This is a genomic window from Brevibacillus thermoruber 423 (assembly GCF_000454065.1).
GTDB classification, from domain to species: Bacteria; Bacillota; Bacilli; order Brevibacillales; family Brevibacillaceae; genus Brevibacillus; species Brevibacillus thermoruber.
Genome location: NZ_KE695652.1, coordinates 105,745 through 124,568, shown reverse-complemented (window position 1 = coordinate 124,568; position 18,824 = coordinate 105,745). Strand labels below are relative to the sequence as shown.

The 18,824-nt window shown below is 45.7% G+C and carries 16 protein-coding genes; 4 read left to right on the top strand and 12 right to left on the bottom strand.

The window, feature by feature from the left end:
• Nucleotides 1-737: 737 nt before the first annotated feature.
• From M516_RS0115040 to M516_RS24840, 4 genes are all read right to left on the bottom strand, one after another.
• Complete coding sequence (locus M516_RS0115040; protein ID WP_029099853.1) at nt 738-1,571, bottom strand: prohibitin family protein; 834 nt, start codon at nt 1,569-1,571, stop codon at nt 738-740.
• A gap of 940 nt (nt 1,572-2,511) precedes the next feature.
• On the bottom strand, nt 2,512-3,882 hold the full coding sequence (locus M516_RS0115035; RefSeq protein ID WP_029099852.1) for an outer membrane protein assembly factor BamB family protein: 1,371 nt from the start codon (nt 3,880-3,882) through the stop codon (nt 2,512-2,514).
• A gap of 1,144 nt (nt 3,883-5,026) precedes the next feature.
• Nucleotides 5,027-5,719 (bottom strand): hypothetical protein, encoded by a 693-nt coding sequence (locus M516_RS25230; RefSeq protein WP_152523405.1) that lies wholly within the window; start codon nt 5,717-5,719, stop codon nt 5,027-5,029.
• Between the two features lie 208 nt (nt 5,720-5,927).
• Nucleotides 5,928-6,488 carry a protein NO VEIN domain-containing protein gene (locus M516_RS24840; protein ID WP_193746981.1) on the bottom strand — a complete coding sequence of 187 codons (561 nt, stop codon included), beginning with the start codon at nt 6,486-6,488 and terminating at the stop codon, nt 5,928-5,930.
• A gap of 22 nt (nt 6,489-6,510) precedes the next feature.
• Here M516_RS24840 and istA point away from each other — a divergent pair, with 22 nt between their 5' ends.
• Both istA and istB read left to right on the top strand, forming a co-directional pair.
• A complete protein-coding gene (gene istA, locus M516_RS24835; RefSeq protein ID WP_008409807.1) occupies nt 6,511-7,734 on the top strand; it encodes an IS21 family transposase in 1,224 nt (407 codons plus the stop codon).
• Nucleotides 7,731-8,498, top strand: a complete 768-nt coding sequence (gene istB, locus M516_RS0115010; protein ID WP_008409491.1) for an IS21-like element helper ATPase IstB — start codon at nt 7,731-7,733, stop codon at nt 8,496-8,498. Before istA ends, istB begins: the two co-directional genes overlap by 4 nt.
• Here istB and M516_RS23580 read toward each other — a convergent pair.
• The 8 genes from M516_RS23580 to M516_RS26330 form a co-directional block, all read right to left on the bottom strand.
• A complete protein-coding gene (locus M516_RS23580) occupies nt 8,488-8,895 on the bottom strand; it encodes a hypothetical protein (protein WP_029099851.1) in 408 nt (135 codons plus the stop codon). The two genes, istB and M516_RS23580, sit on opposite strands and share 11 nt — an antisense overlap.
• A 76-nt stretch (nt 8,896-8,971) precedes the next feature.
• The gene (locus M516_RS24830) at nt 8,972-9,754 is read right to left on the bottom strand and encodes a M20/M25/M40 family metallo-hydrolase (protein ID WP_081656557.1); all 783 of its coding nucleotides are present in this window, start codon (nt 9,752-9,754) and stop codon (nt 8,972-8,974) included.
• Nucleotides 9,735-10,430, bottom strand: coding sequence for a hypothetical protein (locus M516_RS0114995; RefSeq protein ID WP_029099849.1), 696 nt, complete (start codon nt 10,428-10,430; stop codon nt 9,735-9,737). Before M516_RS0114995 ends, M516_RS24830 begins: the two co-directional genes overlap by 20 nt.
• A gap of 126 nt (nt 10,431-10,556) precedes the next feature.
• On the bottom strand, nt 10,557-11,549 hold the full coding sequence (locus M516_RS0114990) for a helix-turn-helix domain-containing protein (RefSeq protein WP_029099848.1): 993 nt from the start codon (nt 11,547-11,549) through the stop codon (nt 10,557-10,559).
• Nucleotides 11,530-13,983: a DEAD/DEAH box helicase family protein gene (locus tag M516_RS0114985; protein WP_029099847.1), complete on the bottom strand. Its 2,454-nt coding sequence runs from the start codon at nt 13,981-13,983 to the stop codon at nt 11,530-11,532. The genes M516_RS0114990 and M516_RS0114985 overlap by 20 nt, the downstream gene beginning before the upstream one ends.
• A complete protein-coding gene (locus M516_RS0114980) occupies nt 13,983-14,306 on the bottom strand; it encodes a nucleoside triphosphate pyrophosphohydrolase (RefSeq protein WP_029099846.1) in 324 nt (107 codons plus the stop codon). Before M516_RS0114980 ends, M516_RS0114985 begins: the two co-directional genes overlap by 1 nt.
• 13 nt (nt 14,307-14,319) lie before the next feature.
• A complete protein-coding gene (locus M516_RS0114975) occupies nt 14,320-14,694 on the bottom strand; it encodes an HIT family protein (protein WP_029099845.1) in 375 nt (124 codons plus the stop codon).
• Between the two features lie 361 nt (nt 14,695-15,055).
• Complete coding sequence (locus M516_RS26330) at nt 15,056-15,496, bottom strand: very short patch repair endonuclease (protein ID WP_420796326.1); 441 nt, start codon at nt 15,494-15,496, stop codon at nt 15,056-15,058.
• Nucleotides 15,497-15,594: 98 nt separating this feature from the next.
• Here M516_RS26330 and M516_RS0114970 point away from each other — a divergent pair, with 98 nt between their 5' ends.
• A complete protein-coding gene (locus tag M516_RS0114970) occupies nt 15,595-16,926 on the top strand; it encodes a DNA cytosine methyltransferase (RefSeq protein ID WP_029099844.1) in 1,332 nt (443 codons plus the stop codon).
• Between the two features lie 97 nt (nt 16,927-17,023).
• Nucleotides 17,024-18,772: an AIPR family protein gene (locus M516_RS23570; protein ID WP_035289912.1), complete on the top strand. Its 1,749-nt coding sequence runs from the start codon at nt 17,024-17,026 to the stop codon at nt 18,770-18,772.
• The last annotated feature ends 52 nt before the right edge of the window (nt 18,773-18,824 follow it).

Sequence of the window (18,824 nt, the reverse complement as noted above, 5' to 3'; positions counted from 1 at the left end):
TTTCAGTTTCACGATGGAAAAGACAGCGTCATCATGCGCGTAGAGGATTTCACGGTGTGTCTTTGCTGGATGTCTGACGAGATGATTGCTCTCATGGAACAAAGAGAGCTCTTCCCCTGTGAAGAACTGGAAGCGGTAGACTAGTCCCCAACCAAAACAGGCAAACGGCACACAGCCGATTTCGACTCGCCCAGAGTTTGGCCGGCTATTTCGCTGTTCCAGGGTTCCTCAGGTGTACATTTGCCGTTGCGGGTACCAGCAAGCTTGACCAATCTGTTCTTGAGACATACTGCGCCAATCGCCTGCTCTTTTCAGGTGGTGCCGGTCGTTGTTCATCCTGATGCGGTACGGCGTGATATCCCTCCGCCCGCCTTTCAGTCCGGCCATCAGGTGTTGTTCAGGCAGAGCGTTTTTCAGAAGCGGACTGTCCGGCACATAAGACTCGCGTTGCTGTCCGGCCAACCGTCACTGATTCTGCAGACAAGCAGCAGAGGCATATGAAAAAGAGCGGGATCGTGATATTGTTACATACCATGAGGATGACGACAGCACCGTCTTGTTTCACACAATACAAGGTAACGTTAGCGAACACATCATCCAGCCATGTTCCTGCGATCCACACAAATGGTGATTCGTTCCCCCGTTATATTTAAGTCAGCCGGCCATGAAAAAACCGTAGATGGCTTCACCTACGGTTTTCCTTACGAGGGGCCGGGGAGATGCCGGGCACCATCCCCTTACTTGTTTTCCACTTGAATAAACGGAGTGGCCCCGCCCGTCACATTTGGCAATTTCCCGTCCCAACGGCGAATGGCCTCTAACTGCGCTTCAATCTGCCTGAGCTGAATCAATTCCGGCGTGACTTCTTGTTTTTGCAGCCGTAATGCTTCTGCCTGGGCTTGTGCTTTGGTGATTTCCTGTTCCTTTTCAATCTTGATCCGTTCCAGGTCGAGTTTGGACTTGAGCGCCTGCTGCTCGGCCACCTGTTTGGCTTCAATGGCACGGTTAAACTCTTCACTGAACATGAACTCGCGGATGTTGATTTCGTCCAGGATGATATGATAGGCGGACAGTTTTTGGGCCAGGACCTCTTTTACCTTGGTACTCACTTCCGATCGTTTTGAGACCAATTCTTCCGCTGTATATTGGGCCGTGACCGCTTTCAAGGCTTCTGCAATGGCCGGGTCGACAATCCGGCTTCCGTACTCAAACCCCACCTGCTGATACAACTTGTTTACGTTGTTGGCATCCAGATGATGGTTTACCGCGATAGTGGTGGATACCGTTTGCAAGTCGCGCGAGGCTGACGTTTGACTGGTCTCTGATTTTTGCACTCGTACTTCCATGGGGATAACGGTTTGGATAAAGGGAATCTTGAAATGAAGCCCCTCATCCAACACCTTTGGCTGAACGGCCCCCAATTGAAGCACAACCCCGCGATGCCCTGCGCTGATGATGGTAAATGATTGAAACGCGATGAGTGCCGCAAGCGCAACGACGATGATCGTGATGATCGCCTTGCCGACGACGGGTCGCAACGGACTCAATTTGATTACGTTCTTCTCGTCCATGTCTGCCTCCCTCTTTCTGTGATCCTTATGGGATACGAATGTAAAGGGATTAAGTTTCGAATATTTTTTATTTTCTGTTTTTAAAAAAACTCACCTTCCCCCGAAAAACCAACCTCGGCGAGTGACAGCTTTCTGAGCCGTCTCTTCGCCTTCTGGCTGGCTTTGATCTTCACAAATTTTGCGCTGCGGCCGGCTGGACGGAACTCTTTAACGTTCTCGTCCGGGCGCCGGAGGATTTGTTCCTCGCAGGCTGTCCCTGTTCTTTAAGCTGATTCTTCCGAAGACGTTTCCACTCCCATTTTGAACCAGCCCACAAAATGGGAAATCAAAAAACCCTTGATTTCTCAAGGGTTTCAGCTTCTTATGGTGATCCAGACAGGGTTCGAACAGCGACTCCCATCCTCTCAAGATTCATAGAGCCATTTCCGCATGTTTCCGGGAGTTCCCGAAAATCCACTTGTATCAAGGGTTTTCGGGCATTTGCTAGTTTGATAGTTTCCGTTAGTTTCCCACGTTTTTCTAGAGTGTGTGACCATTTTGTGACCAAAGATAGATTAATAGAGTTTGATTTTTGTTTTTACATCTCCGGTAGAACGCAAAAGGCCCTACATCCGCTCAGGGACGTAGGGCTGTGAGTTGCATCACTTTTTCGTTTTTGTCCGCGCACAGGACGTTCTGCGCGGGATTTCGGGCTACTCTTTGCTGCTGTAATCGTAGTGTTTATCAGGTACAGTTTGACCGCCGTGTTGACCAGGTTGATGCTCCGATCGATCTCTCCAACTCGTACAGCGGCTGCACCTTGTCGTAGACGCCATTCTCCAGGTAGGTAGTGACTCTTCGGCACCTCTTGTCGATCGGGGCTTGTCTCTTCGGGATCTTGGTCGGAGACTGTGGTAGACCCTTTCGACATTTCTTAAATGGCGACAAACACCTATCCCCCTCACTTCATGGTGACCGGGGCAAATGCTTTTATTGAATGAGAATCTGTTACATACAATCGGAAATCCGGACCAACGTAGGCATCGTACACTGGCCCACGATTTGTAAAGGTAATTCCTCCAACCTTTTTCCCGAGCTTGGTATATACCTGCAACCGAACATTCCACATGGTTCTAAACCAATCTCCCTTGGACTGATACCATTCTTCAGTAAAGAGCAGGCTGTTCCCAAAGCTTTTCGCAATGGGGCCTGTGGGGACCTTGCTACCCGGAGCACGATAATAGGGGATGGAGGCCAGTATTTTTCCTGATGCCCGATCCATGTAATACACACCGTAATCCGAATCCGCATAGACAATTTTTCCGTTTGCCGATACACCGCGAATGGTAAAAGAAGGCAGATTTATGTTTGTACTCCATAATAGTGCGCCATTTCGGTCCAACGAAAGAACTTTCCTTGTGATCGCATGTCCTTGGTGATCCGGTTCTATTTCGCTAATATAAATTCTCCCTTCCGGATCAATACCTTCGGGTTCCACACTTCCGTTTTCGTGGAAACGCCAAAGGAGTTCTCCGCTATCCAAACGAAAGGCGAAACATCCAGAGCTGTTTTCTACGATGATTCGATCTTTCTGTACGATGGGAAAGTCAGTGTTCACATGCTGATTGATTGCCCAATAGGCTTGGCCTGTTCTTGTTGACAGCATCATGAACCGATACATGTCCTCTGAGCAGACCCCATAACCACTACAGTCGGTCCAGGTAACCAGACGTTCTCCATCCAGTATGATCGGACGATGATAGGCAACATTCGGGTTGTCCGAGCGTACCTCCCATAATTTTCGTCCGGTCACATCAAGCGCCAGTAACCGATTGTCCACCGGAATATAAATACGGTTTTGCTGATCAAGTTCGAACACGTTGTATGGGGTGATGATGATACCATAAGGTTCTAAAGAGAAGCTCTTTACGATCTTTCCGTCAGACTTTCTGATGACAAGTATGCTATCTTGCCGGTAATCTTTCGTTGGAGTGAAGGCGAGAGCAACCACGTATGACTGGTTTAGACGGTATTCATAAATATAGACGTCGCTCCGCTTCCAAAGTATCTTCCCACTGGCATTTCGCAAGCCAATCTCAAAGAAGTGTCCATCCGTATTCGCCAGGCCATACAATACACTCCCATCCATTCGCGCCTCCAGTATCTGGGGTGTAGCGGCATAAGGGCTCGTTCCTGTTGAGAAGCTCCAAACCTGCTTGTAGTTGTCGAAAGATTTTACATTCGTATCTGCTGAAGACTGTCCCGGTATCCCTATCACAAACATCATCAGTAAAAGCAGGGTTACGCCCACTCTGTGAAAAATCCCGTACATACTCAACCCCCTGTAAAAAATGTACAATACAGAAAATTGTAACATTAGACTGCTAGCCATTCAAGAACGGATTTATTGCCCCTTTAGTATTCTTGATAAGCTACAAGCAGCCCTCAAGGTGGTAGTTTTGCGAGGGATTTCGGGCTGCTCTTTTCTGCCGTACCCGTAGTGCTTCATGAGGTACAGCCTGACAAGCCGTGTTGACCAGGTTGCTAATCCGGTCGATCTCCCCGACTCGTACAGCTGCTGCACCTTGTCGTACACGCCGTTCTCCAGGTACGTCGTGACCCTTCTGTACCGTTTCTCGAACGGGGCTTGTCTCTTCGGAATCTTCATCGAAGACAGCCGCTGTGACGGTAGAAGTACGGTCTCCGGTTTGCCAACTTTGTCTGTCCCTTCAGCCTTGTTGGTTTGACGTGGCTTTCCCTCAAAGCCGTGGTTTGTTGGTCTTCCGTCGATTTCGGCGCATGGTTCCTCCTCTCTTGGATTTATTGCTCTACTGCCTTGAGAGGTACTCCATTTGCTCTCTCTGTGGAAGCTCACTGCTGTTGGTTTTCGGCTGCTTGTGCGGCCTTTCTTGCTTCCTGCTGGGCAAGTACTCTAGCAAGGATTGATTTCGTGTCGTTCATTTCTTCCACTCCTGCTCTGATGTTTTGGTTTCGTCAACACCTACGTATACGTTAGCGTTGATGTTGACGTTTATGTAATTGTTTTGAAAGTGTTGGAGTGGACGAAAGTCGGTTTTTGTCTCCCTTCGGGTGTGGGATCAGGGAAATAATATACGTTTGAATTTTGAGCTGTTACGCAAAAAAGAAAATCCCCCTCAGGTACGAGCTAAGGGGAAAATAAAAATACGAACGTTTACTGGTGTTATTGGTAATCTAGGACTAAATTATTAGGCTAAAAGCCATGTTTAACTACATTTTTATAATTTTCAGTTTTTAAGTATTGGCTTGTTTACTTGACTTAACTAGATTCCGGTTTCTAGGAGGTTGATCCTAAAAGTAATTCAGCGAGATTGCTTGGCTTTTTACTGTTTACATTGGCTGCTGTAAAACCAACTTAACTACCAGCTTATTGCCATCGAGAGTGTACTCAGCATTCGTAAGTGTTGCATCCTGAGCGACAACGTTCGAGTCGAAGGTCAGTACACCAACACCCGGCAATGTAATTGTCTCGTTGGAATCATCAAGAACACAGAAGCAGTTGTTGCAGCGGCACCAGTCCAGCCAGTCTTAATGCTGTCAGCATCCAAACTGTCATTGAAAGTGATAGTAATTGTCTCATCACCAGCTACTGCAACAGCCGCACCTTGGTCCAGACGAACGGTGTTCACTTTGAAGTTATCTGCTGTGATTGCATTGGTGATTGCACCCTGCTTAGCTCCGAAAGTATCTTCAGATTGCGGGTTAACTGCAGTGGTGATGCTTGGTGTAGCATTTACATCGATTGCGGTACCAAGTGTCAAATCAAATACTGTAGAGTTAATTGGCGTTACACATGTAGTCGTTTGAGTGCTAGAACCAACCGTTACACGGAAGTCGGAAGGAGCAACCAGACCCATTGCTTTATCAAACACTACGCGAATCTTGTTATCTTCGCGTACGCTGACACCCTTAACAGTTGGTGCAATTTGGTTTTGAACCGCAGCGAATACGGAGTTAGCTGCTAACAGAATGCCAGTGATGTCTTTGGTACCAGATACTGTGGAGTTGGTTTTAACTTTATAGGTCTTAGTAAGATCCAGGTTAGAACCAGTTGTAAACTTGATCGTCGCAGTGCCATCAGTGTTGTTAGCGTAGCTGGCTTCCGCAGGTACATAACCAACTTTACACATCGGCTAAGCGAATGACCACGTAAGAACGGGTTTGGGTTGAGGGTACTAGGATTATACATAATGATTGTTACCTAATCCTTTTGATTGTACCACAACCTAACTAAGGAGTAACGATACTTATTACCATAATCAACAGTATTTTATCCTCCGCCGACGCAAGATCATTCATTTCTTCTGATGTTTCCACTTGGTTCCTGCTAGTTAACCCTTATAAAGAAAATAGTTGCGAACTGTCAACTGACCAATTTATCGCAATCGTTGTAAACACTCTTTTAGTTGGTCTAAACATCTTATATGGATTAGGAATCGTTTTTATTACTGGTGCATAAGTAATATTACTAACCAGCACCAAAATATAATTTTCCCCCAAAGCTTCTGCAACACTCCACTCTTTGTCAGTAAAAGTCACACCACCTCGTTCTGATGATAAGCCTTTTACTTCAAATACGTATTTGGGGAAGTCTACCGTTTCAAAATCATATCCACAACCGTCATGTCTTTTATCAATAAGACTTCCACTCAAACCATTAATTGATCCTTTCTGATATTCATAAAGAAAAATTTCTTCAGCTATTTTGCCAGTAATACCTCTTGTACCAAATTCCCTTTGGTTGGTTTCCCCATCTTTATCAGTTTCACAAACTGATTCGAGGTAAATATTGATAGTATTATTTAATTCTGTCACCGCCGGGATATAATTGACCCAGGTTCGCCGGAAAGAAAATGACCCACCCTTAGCGAATATATCCCCTTCGGTATTAACGGCCAAGTTAATCTTCGGAGGGAGACACATGCTAAGGAGTGGGATAGTGATATCGTTACATACCATGAGGGCAGAAGGCAAGAGTATTCGTGAAATTGCCCGTCTAACGGGGCATTCTCGAAATACAGTTCGCCGATATCTCCGGGGTGAATTCTCCCCCGAAAAGGGAACCCGTAAATCTCGTGGTTCCAAGCTTGATCCGTATAAACCGTTCCTGCAGGAACGTCTTCAAGAAGGTATCTATAACTGCGAGGTTTTATTCGATCTTCTACGAGAAAAGGGGTATACCGGGGGACGTACCATCTTGAAAGACTATGTGAAGGACTTCCGTCCTCCCAAACAAGTTCCCGCTGTTCTTCGTTACGAGACGAAACCTGGTGAATATGCACAGGTCGACTGGGGACTGTGTGATTACGTAGATTTGGACGGTACAGTCCGAAAAGTGCCGGTATTTGTCATGGTATTGGGGTACTCTCGTTCCACCTATATAGAGTTCACTAAGCGTTGTGACATTCACAGCTTTCTTCGTTGCTTGATTCATGCTTTTGAATATTTTGGGGGCATCCCAAAGGTAATGCTGACCGACCAGATGAAAACCGTCGTACTGGGCATGGGAGATGATCGAAAACCTCGCTGGCATCCGCTTTTTGCCGACTTTGCTGCAGCGATTGGGCTTGTTCCAAAAGTATGCAAAGTTCGACGCCCCGAAACAAAGGGAAAAGTGGAACGAGGCGTTCAATACGTAAAAAACAACTTTCTTCCTGGCAAACGCTTCGTTGATTTACAGGATCTCAATCAACAAGCCCTACACTGGTGCGAGCGGATTAACCGCCGTATTCATGGAACAACCGGCGAACGTCCCATCGACCGACTCCGTGAGGAAAATCTGTCGCCTATCCCTTCAGCTGAACGATGGGAAAAATACTTGCATGAACCGAGACAGGTCAGCCGAGACGGATTTGTTAGCTACGATGGTGTACGATATGGGGTTCCATGGAGGTACAGTGGACGTGAGGGTACCGTGCGAGAAGTGAATGGGTGGGTGGAAATCTGGGCCGACGGCACATGTATTGCTCGACACCAAAAGGTCTATCGATCCCGTGCAACTGTTTTTTGTGAAAACCAGTATGCAGGTCTTACGACTGCTCAAGGATATGCCTATCCACGTCCGCAAGCCCGACAGATTTCATCGCAGCAAGTGGAAGTGCGTTCGCTGGATGTCTATGAGCAGCTGACGGGGGTGGGAGCATGATTGAACTGGAACAGGCACGGCTACGTCTTGAGGAACTTGGGCTTCAGCAAGCGGCTCTACTCTTGGATGCCCATTTGGAAGCGGCAAGTCATGGACAGCCCACCTATCTGTCCTTTCTCAACATGCTTCTAGATGCAGAGATAGCGGAACGTCAAAAACGGAATATGGAGGTACGCACCAAACTCGCACACTTGCCTTACCGAAAAACGCTGGAGGAGTTCGATTTTGCTTTCCAACCCAGCATTGACGAACGGTTGATTCGAGAGCTGGCCACGATGACTTTTGTAACCCGACACGAGAATGTCTTGTTCTTAGGGCCTCCCGGAGTAGGAAAAAGTCATCTGGCGGTGGCGTTGGCTGTAGAAGCCATCTCGCAAGGGATATCCGTTTACTTTGTCAGTCTCTCGCAACTCATCGAAGATCTGCGAAAAGCTTACACGGAAAACAGGCTGGATAAACGCCTACGCATCTATATTCGACCAAAGCTCCTGATTATTGACGAAATTGGTTACTTACCGTTTGACAGTTTGGCAGCTAACCTCTTTTTCCAGGTAGTAAGTGCAAGATACGAGAGAGGGAGTATTCTGTTGACCAGCAACAAGAGTTTCGGTGAATGGGGGGAACTGATGGGCGATCCGATACTTGCTACGGCTATCCTGGATCGGCTCTTACACCATTCCCACATCGTCAATATTAGGGGGAATAGTTACCGACTTCGTGAGAAGATGAGGACTGGAGCCTACGGCTCCCCCTCTACCACCTAACCAACAAAAAATCGCCGGGTGGGTCAATTCTAAACCGGCGATGGTGGGTCAAAATAAAGTCGGCGTTGACAAATTCGGCAGAATCTTCTGCATGAATTTTTAAAATATCCCGGACAATTTCCAGAAGTGCGTTTTCGCTAAGAGACTGATATTTTTCCAAAACCTCTAATCTACTAGGTCTCAATTCACGTTGGTACCATCCTTTTCTATTGTTATCATGTAAAGGATCAAATTCATCTCGCATGTTCTTAACTGTATTTGGTTTTACACCCAGCTTCCGCCCGATGTCATTGAATGCATCTGTAAAACCTTTATAGCCTAGCTTTTTCAATCCCCTATTATCAAATCTCGAAAGAAAGTATGCAACGATTAAGGCAAGCTTATGATTATTTTCCATATTCTCTCTCCTTTATCACTTTAATTATTTTCTTTAATAATAACTTGTCTCCGGTATCGGCACAAAAAATCCTTTATTATACCTGCGCTTGGTTCACAAATCCCACCCCACGTTTTCCCGCCAAATCAAGTACAGCTAAGATCAACTGAACAGTCTCTTTACATGAGGTAATACTTACAAACTCATCCCAGGTATGCTCGTATTGGTACCCTGCCGACAGATTCACGCTGTTGATTCCGTATGACGCGAATGTACAAGCATCACTGATTCCACCTCTGACTGCTTTCCAGTCCGGCATTCCGCACATACGACCAGCTTCTTCAAAGAATTGTCCCACAGAGGGATGGCAGAATGGCTGCACATCGGCGAAGGAAGTGACGATATCCCGATTTCCTCTTCGGTCCACTACAATCGCTACTTCAACATCATGCAGCCACGCCATATCCAGCGCTTGGGAACCTCTTCTGCCGATCTCTTCCTCTCGGGTAAAGGCAACCTTGAGCTTTCCGTTGAATGCAGTTGCTCCTAGATTACGGATGACAGCCATGACAATCGCCATACCTGCCCGGTCGTCTGCACCGAGAATGCCGGCGGAGGAGTAATATATATCCCCTTCCCTCAGAACTTCCCTGTCAGGTTCTACTCCGTCGACGCTATCCATGTGGGCAGATAACAATATGGTAGGTCCGGTTCCTGTGCCGTATTGCCTTTCCCCCAACAGATTCCCGTAATGGTCAATCCAAACATGATCCAGCCATTTCTCCATCTTCGGTTTGATATAATGGACAACTCTCTCTTCTTTTCCGCTCGGAGCGATGATTTGCAACAAGTCATACAGTTCAGATGCCAGCTTTTTCATCCTTATCCTCTCCCTTTGTTTTGCCGTTTGTCTTCATGACTGCATTCATCGTCTGCACCAGATCACGAAGCATATACTGATTACGGTAAAGCGCTTCAGCCACATCAAGCAGCCAGTACTGTTCGAATCTTCTTTCTTTGAGTGGAGCAACATCTCGCATCTCGGCCGATGAATGTCTTATCATCAATCGCCCGCCCGCTGCCTGATAGTTGTACTTGAACTGCCATCTTCCGTTAGAAAGCAGAGCAAGACAAGAATCGAGAATGGTCGCGTAGTGATGTTCTCCCCGATGAAAATAGAGGGAAGGATACCGTTTCCCGTGTCCGTCACAGCTCATGGCCGTCTTAATGCCAATCGCCGAACACCATCGGACGATTCCGGCAATATATGGATCGAGCGCATGAAGAATGACCGATTCCACTTCCCCCGGAAAATCATCACGAGCTCCTCTGCCTTCATAAAACGCGGCAATAAACTGGTCTTCCTCTACTTCCGAAGTCGGTGGTGTAAAGGTCGATCCCTGGAAATGATCCTTTACCCCTAAGTATTGCAGCATGCCTACCAGCAATCGCAGATTCTCCGGATTTTCCCGTAGGAAAAGAAATGAATCCTCCTTCTTCTCAAAAACAAATCCCATCCTGACAAAAGCCCTTTCCCACGTAATCATCTTAGACATCCTCACTCATCCTTTCTCTGCCTTCACTTTTCTGTTTCTTATTGTAGAGACCGACTGTTAAACGATGTAACGCGCTGCACTTGATACGTAAAAATAAGAAAACCACGAGCTCTAGGCCCGTGGCAGTTAGAAGTGTATGATGTCTTTTAAGAAAATATCATCTTTCCGATAAAAGATTGTAAACTCTCCCGGCCAATTCCATTGATAGCCCGAAATGGTGGTTAGAATAAGATCAACTGGCAATCGAGGATGATCAAGGGCATCGCGCAGCCTTTGGATCGTTCGGCGTACAATGGATTCGCTTCTTGAATCCGGAAAGATGTTTTCTCGAATGGTTTGTGCAGAAACAGGTCTTTTGTTTTCCATTAGAAAACGGAGTAACTTGCCCAATTGTTCGGATAGTTTGATACGGACATGTGATGGAAAGATGAGGTAAATCTCTTCTCCCAGAAAATCCAGTCGAACTTCATTGGCTGCCAATTCTTCCGACTGATATCTTAATACTTCATCTTCATGTAGAAATAGCGTTTGATCTTGCGTAACCATCACATACGGTTTTGACTCCCCGTAGGAATACAGATCTCTCCTGGTTTCTTCGATAAACGGATCGACCGCATCAGCAACTGCAGGATCGCTCTCTGCTTCAAACATTTCATTTGCCTTCTCAAATATGGACAGGCTCAGCTTCTGATACGCTTTTGCCAGATAACATAACGCTTTCATCTCTTGCTCTCGGTGAATCTGATGAGACCGTTCCGCTGGTCTGGCCCGCAACGCCCTTTCAAAATGATGGATCGACTTTCTCCAATCCTGTTTGTAATAATAGAGGAATCCTAACCGATAGTGGGCGATCGCATGCTCCGGTTCCATCCAAATGAGTTCTCGAAACAGTCCTAGTGCCTGGTTGAAGTTATGCTGCCTCATTTTGAGATCGCCACCGGCCTTTAGCAGGAGATTGGCTAATTGGATTTTGAACCGTTTATTATCCCGATCCAATCGCGACAGCTTTCTATAGAGTTCGATTCCTTTTTGCCACCAGGTAAAAAGGTCAATTTCGTCTTCTTGTCTTTCCCATATCAGTTCTTCCTCGAGCAGTTCCTCATGCGTTTTCTCTCTCAATTTGATCCCCCGCTTTCTTTTCAAAATGGTAGTGCAGTCGGTACAGGCAGATATCTTTTGTCCAACGGTAGAGAATCGGGCTGTCCTGCGGGTCTATATCGAAATTCAGGGAAAACACACCGTCAGTGAATGTAACCAATCCCTTCGAGCTGCCGCTCCACTTGCTCATCGGCATCTCGGCTATCAACTTGGCCACTTGTTCCTCGTTGTACGTCCATAATTTCTGTGATGATTTGTCCGAGAAGTCAATCCGTTTGCGGAATTCCTTCTCCGTCAAATATCGGTAGAAGAAAGGTGCTACCTCCTGTGGAGTTACGGGCTGATGCCATCTTTGTTCACCCCGATTGAGCATGTAAAGTAGGACGATCATTTTATAGCTTTTTGCCATTCCAGTCGCTTCGACTTCGTTAAGCCAATGCTCATATTTTCTCAGCAGTTCACTCTCTTGTTCACTTAATTGACCAGCCCAATCCAGAAAACGGATGTACGACTTAAATTCCTGTCTGTACTCACGGCTGTTTTCTCTGCCGTACAGATGAAGTTCCAGATAGGTTGGAATCCGCCCCAAATCGCGTTTTACGTCTTCAAACGCCTGAAGAAGTTTTTCTTTTCGCGGCTGTGTTTTTCGCGCCATTTCTTGCAGCAGGTTGATAACGCCCGTTTCCAGTTCCATGCTGCAATTGAAGGGTACGACAGGCTTCCAGTCATGATTCTTTCTTTCCGTACCCGTTCTTGTATCAAAAAGGCTCAGTTTCACATCTGCATTGCGATAGTTTCCAATCAAATCAATAATCGTGCAATACTCTTTGGAAGGATACAATCGCAATCCACGACCGACTTGCTGGGTAAAAATCGTTAAAGATTCCGTCGGGCGAACAAACAAGAGCGTGTCCACCGAAGGGATGTCCGTTCCCTCATTAAATAGATCAACGGTAAAGATGATCTCCAACTCTCCTTTTTCCATCTGGCGAATCGCCTCTGACCGTGACATTTCCCTCGTCTTGGAGTGGAGGCTAAGTGCCCGAACACCTTGATTCTGAAAGAAATTCTTCAAGAAATCCGCCTGTCGTATCGAGGAGCAAAACGCAAGGGTTCTGGTTTGCTTATGCTTGTTCCACGCCGCATATATTTTTGCTGCCATCTCTTCTTTGAGTTGTGCCTGTAACAGCTCTTCTTCATCGTAACGAGTGCCCAACCAGGTAATTTGCGAATAATCCGTATCGTCATAAACGCCATAGTAGCGAAACGGAGCCAACCATCCACGCTGCACCGCTTCGATAAAATCGAGCTGAAAGGCAACATTTCCATCACAGATGGCGTATACGTCTTTCCCGTCTGTCCTATATGGCGTCGCCGTGATTCCCAGCAAGAAGGCGGGTTGGAAATAATCAAGCACACGCCTGTATGAGTTCGCCGCAGCATGGTGAAACTCGTCCACGATAATCAGGTCAAACTCGTCAGGGCGAAACATTTCCAGATGCCGCTTCATGCTTAAAGTGTATATGGACGCAAATACGGAATCTGCTTGTCTTTCCTTTGTTTGGCCGTCATAGATCCCGCAGGTTCGTTCCGGCATCACTTCCGCAAAGGAACGACGCGCCTGGTATAGCAGTTCTTCTCTATGGGCGATAAAGAGAACCCTGTTAAAGTTCCTTGCAAAAAAAGCAGCCAAATACGTTTTTCCCAGTCCGGTAGCCATGACCACCATCGCTTTGTCATAGCCTTCACTCATCGTTTTTTCCAATTCTTCGAGAGCGATTTGCTGGGCTGGACGAGGAACAATACCACCATATTGAGCGATAGCTTCTTTCAGCACAAAAGGGTTCTGCTCTTCGGCATACTCGGCCACCGGAATGGTCAGTTCGATTTCTTCCGTTTCTGTCCAAGTTTTCACAAGTGAGGGATGCAGACGGTGATACTCATCATACTCCTTTGCATAAGACAAGCAGGTCTCTCTGTTTAGGGAAACAGTCTGCTCATGGTAAAACAGGTGCATGAATTTGGTTTGCGCTTCTTCAAATGTCATGGGTGCCGCCTTGGCCTGCATAGCCAAATTCCACTCAACGCCATAGGTAAATGCGGAACGCGACATATTCGATGAGCCAACAATCAAAACCCCATCGTTGTCTTCGTATTGAAGGAGATACGCTTTGGGATGAAAAGCTGTTCCACCGCTTCGCCAGAGACGTACCTCCATTCTTGGGTCAATATCAAGCAGTGCCTGCAGCGCATGTGGCTGCGTCACAAACAGGTAATCTCCAGCGAGAACTTTTACTTCTGCTCCACGCTCGATTGCCTCTTTCAAATGGGGCTCAAGCAGGCGAACACCGGAGTACATGACAAAGGAGGTTAGTATGTAAATGGCGGAAGATTTTTTCATTTCCCCCACCATTTCTGCCAGTAGATTCTCGGTAACAAGTCTGACTTCTGCCATCAATCTTCTACCTCGTGAAGGAACACCTTTCTCTCAAAACCTCCCCGCTTCTCCGCTTTCGATCTGCGAATCTCTTCCAGATCCCTCGGGGAAGCTCCGTGAACACGGGCAAGCGCATATACGACTTCCAACAGGTCTGCCAGTTCTTCCAGGCACTCCTGATCGGATTGGGCAGTGTTGTACTCGTTAAGCTCTTCCTGGCACTTTTCTCGGAGCTTGACCAGGTATTCATCATCCGATAATACGCTGGTCGTGTATCGTTTACCAGTCGCTGCAATGATTTCCGGTATCCGGTCACGGATCAATTTGTTGTAGATCGGCATAATAAATTCTCCTTTAGGGATAAGGTACGAGATTAGGGATTGCTTTGCGAATGCCCCCACGCGGGTCGTCAATGTCTCCCTTGTAACGGGGAATCAAGTGTACGTGCAGATGCATCACTGTCTGTCCGCCGTACTCCCCAACATTGACGCCGATGTTGTAGCCGTCGGGAGAGTATTCACGATCAAGCAGTTCTTTTCCTTTCTTAATGAGCTCGTGAATAGCCATTATCTCTTCATCAGTGGCATCAAAATATGTAGCGGCATGCCGTTTGGGGACGATCAGCAGGTGTCCTCGTTGAACCGGGTATTTATCATAAAATGCAATAGCGTTTCTATTTTCCAGAATGATATCAAGTGAATGTGAATCGCAGAAAGGACATTCTTTCATTATTGAATAATATCCTCCTCAAAACAGCTGTTATAAATCAAGTTTACCAGAATCCCATTCTCGAACGGAGACAATTAATATTGTAACTTACGTATTGCAACATCTTTTGTGTATTTCCTAAAATATCTCCATTTTTTCAATATTATGTTTTTTGTCTACGCGTGCTCTTTAGAGTCATTGCTGGTTATTCAAAACTCGGATTGTCTAATAGAACCGTGAAAGATCCATCCAAAATCTAATCAAGAATGGGGTTATTAGCCAAGTAAGAAAGAATCGTCAAATATATTCGATCGAAACATCATAACGATGTCATCCTTTTTTCCAAGTAAGAAAAAGTACTTCCCACATGATAACCAGATTGTCATGAATCTGTCTCATTGACTGAACCAGTTATGATTTGATAAAGTTGTCGGGCTTTCCCTTTTGGGTTATTGCGTATTTCACATTCCCAAATAATTATTACGTTCCATCCCTTACTCTCCAGTTCATGGATGTTCCTTTCATCGCGTCTTTTTGTTTCATTTATTTTTCTCAGCCACCACTCTCTTCTTGTTTTTGGCAACACAAAATACTTGCAGTCACTGTGTCCGTGCCAAAAGCATCCATTAACGAAAACAGCCGTCTTGTATTTCGGAAAGACGATATCAGGTTTTCCCGGAAGACTTTTCACGTTAATACGATATCTCAAGCCGAGCCGGAACAGTTCTTTTCTCAACAGTTGCTCGGGCTTCGTATTTTTCCCCTTTATTCTTGCCATTACCTCACTGCGCTTTTCGGGAGAGAAAACATCCAATAGACTCACCTCGACAAAAATATACCAGTAGATGTAACATTCATTTGAAGCGAACAAATGTTTCAAGTAAAATTATTCATGAAGATTTGTAAATGGGAGAGGGCATCATGATAATAGTTGATCTCTTTTCGGGAGCCGGGGGATTGAGTGAAGGATTCCACGAGTTGGGCTGTGAAATAGTTGCTCAGGTTGAAAAGGATTACTGGGCTTGTGAGACCTTGAAAACAAGAGCAATTTACCATTACCTCAAAAACATAGAAGAACTCCCCGTTTATTTCGAATACTTGAGGAGAAGTCCAAGCTACGAGGAAATCCCGAAGGCCAGGGAGTATGTCTTTGGCCTTTTTCCTGAACTTCGTGAAAGGATTGAAACCCAGATTTTGAACAAAAAGTTTGGCAACCCGGCAAATGATCCTGAGGCAACTTCCACAAGGGAAATAATACAACTGATAGATAAAGCCATAAATGGTCGAGATGTTGACATGATTATTGGGGGTCCCCCCTGTCAGGTCTATTCACTCGTAGGCCGAGGAAGACTACGTGAAGAAGCTGAGAAGGACCCGCGAAATTTCCTTTTCTACTATTATCTCACTCTCGTGAAAACGTACAATCCAAAGGTCTTTGTTTTTGAAAATGTTCCTGGAATCCTCACAGCCAAAAAGGGCAAGTTATTCGAAAAAATTCAGGAAGAGTTTCTGACTGCAGGATATACCATCTTGTCGGGTTCGGAGGAAGATCATCGAAAAAACATCATTGACATGAGCGATTTCGGCATTCCACAAAGAAGAAAAAGGGTAATACTGTTTGGCTTTAAAAGCGAATTGAATTTGACATATCCGGATTTCCACAAACACGCAATCAAATGGGATCATGAATTGAATACACGAAACGTCATCTCGGATTTACCCCCTCTGCAACCCGGCCAAGGGGCCGATTATGGAATCCTGGGCTATAACAACAATGGGGACTTAAGCAGCTATCAAAGATACATGAGAAAAAACAGCATAGGCGTACTAAACCATAAAGCCAGACCTGTGCGTGACCAGGACAGGAACATTTACAACGAAGCCATTAGACTCGCAAGCCGGGGACTTCAACTTCGATATCCTGATCTGCCGGAAAACCTTAAGACACACCAGAATGAAAAATCTTTTACCGATCGTTTCAAGGTTCACTGGTGGGACAGGGTTCCCCATACGATTGTAGCCCATATTTCAAAAGACGGGCATTACAACATTCACCCTGATTCAAATCAATTAAGGTCCCTAACTGTAAGAGAGGCTGCCAGAATACAAGGTTTTCCTGATAATTACAGATTTGAGGGTCCGAGAACAGCGCAATATGTTCAAGTCGGAAATGCAGTCCCCCCGATCATGTCCAGCATAATTGCGAATGCCGTTATCGAAGAACTTGCCAAAGTACCGGTTGGTATCACTTGAGACCAACCGGTATTATAATTTAATTCATCCAGTTTCCATTGGAAAATTGTGTATAATCAAATATGGGAAAAATACAGTACTCTAAAAGGAGTATGCCATGGAAAAAGAACTGCATGCATTCTCAGATTCCTTGCAAAAGGAGATATTGTCAGACAGTGAAGGAAGTCTTGAAAAGGAAAACAAATTTACCGAGATCATGATTGACTATCTCATATCAGATGGTACTTTGGACGATGGTACTGTCTTTTACTTCAGCAGAACAGGGATGAAGGTAAACGGGTTTGCGTTTGATGAAGAAAAAGGAAGACTGGACCTGATTTATAGTGACTATTCGGGTGCCACACCTCCATTGACTGTCCGGAATTCCGAAATCGATTCCGGTTTCCGAAGGCTATTGAATTTCCTGAACAGGTCCATAAACGGTCTTCACAAGTCCTTGGACGGAAACTCTCCCGAACATGACCTTGCCATGCTGATTCATGAGTCCAGGAATGAAATTGTCAAAGTCAACCTGTACTATCTTACTGATCGAATCGCCAGAAAGGATCCAATAAAGGATTCCCATCTGGGAGACATTCAGGTGAGCTTTCATGTATGGGACATCGAAAGGGTATTTAGAAGTCAGACATCCGGCAAAAACCGTGAAGAAATTCAAATTGATCTCAATTTGCACTCAGGTCCCGTTCCATGTCTAAAACTTCAGGAAGACAACGATGATTATCGGTGCTATCTTGCGTTTTTTCCCGGTGAGACTCTGGTTTCAATCTACAAGACTTACGGATCAAGACTATTGGAAAGGAACGTCAGAGCCTTTCTTCAGGCAAGAGGGGCAGTCAACAAAGGAATAAGAGATACCATCAGGACTGAACCACATATGTTCCTTGCCTACAATAATGGTATATCTGCCGTGGCACAGGGGGTCGAGACGGTGGTTCAAAATGGGGGGCTTGTCATCCGAAAATTAAGGGATTTTCAAATCGTAAACGGCGGACAGACCACTGCTTCGATCTACTATGCTGCCATGAAGGACAAGCTCTCAATGAAGGGTGTTTACGTTCAGGTTAAACTTACGGTAATCAAAGACGAAAATTCCGTCGACAGGATTGTTCCGAACATATCCAGATATGCCAATACACAGAACAAGATACAAAATGCTGACCTTGCTGCAAATGATTCTTTTCAGAGGAAACTGGAGGAGCTCTCAAGAACGGTTTGGGCTCCAAGTTCAAGGGGGAATCAGCGGCAGACCAGATGGTACTACGAGAGGGCAAGGGGTCAGTATCTTGAAGACAGGGGAAAAGAGTCCTCGCAATCGTACAGAAAGAACTTTGATCTTGTCTTTCCTAAATCACAGCTGTTTACAAAAACGGATCTTGCAAAGTACGAAAACACATGGTTGTTGAAACCGTACCTGGTTAGTCGTGGAGCCCAGAAAAACTTCCAGGAATTCATGATCTGGTTGCAAACCCAGGCAGAATTTGAACCAAATGTCGACTACTTCGAGGACCTGATTGCCAGGGCCATCCTGTTCAAACGAGCGGAAAAAATAATTTCCGAGCAAAAATTCGGGGGGTATAGGGCAAACATCGTTACATATACGCTGGCATGGATCTACAACAAATTAAGAAGCAAAATCAATCTCAAGCAAATATGGAAGGAGCAGGACATTCCTGGATATCTGGAAGAGGTAATCAAGACCGTATCCGTCGTAGTCCACAACCACATTCTGAATCCCCCCGGAAACGGAAACATTACCGAATGGTGCAAAAAGAAGGAATGCTGGGACGGTTTAAGAAACAAAAACATTGAGTTTCCGGACAGCGTCAAGGAGGAATTGAAGATATAACAGTAGAACAACAAGTCAAGGCAGCCTCTCGGGCTGCCTTTCCGCCTTTCCA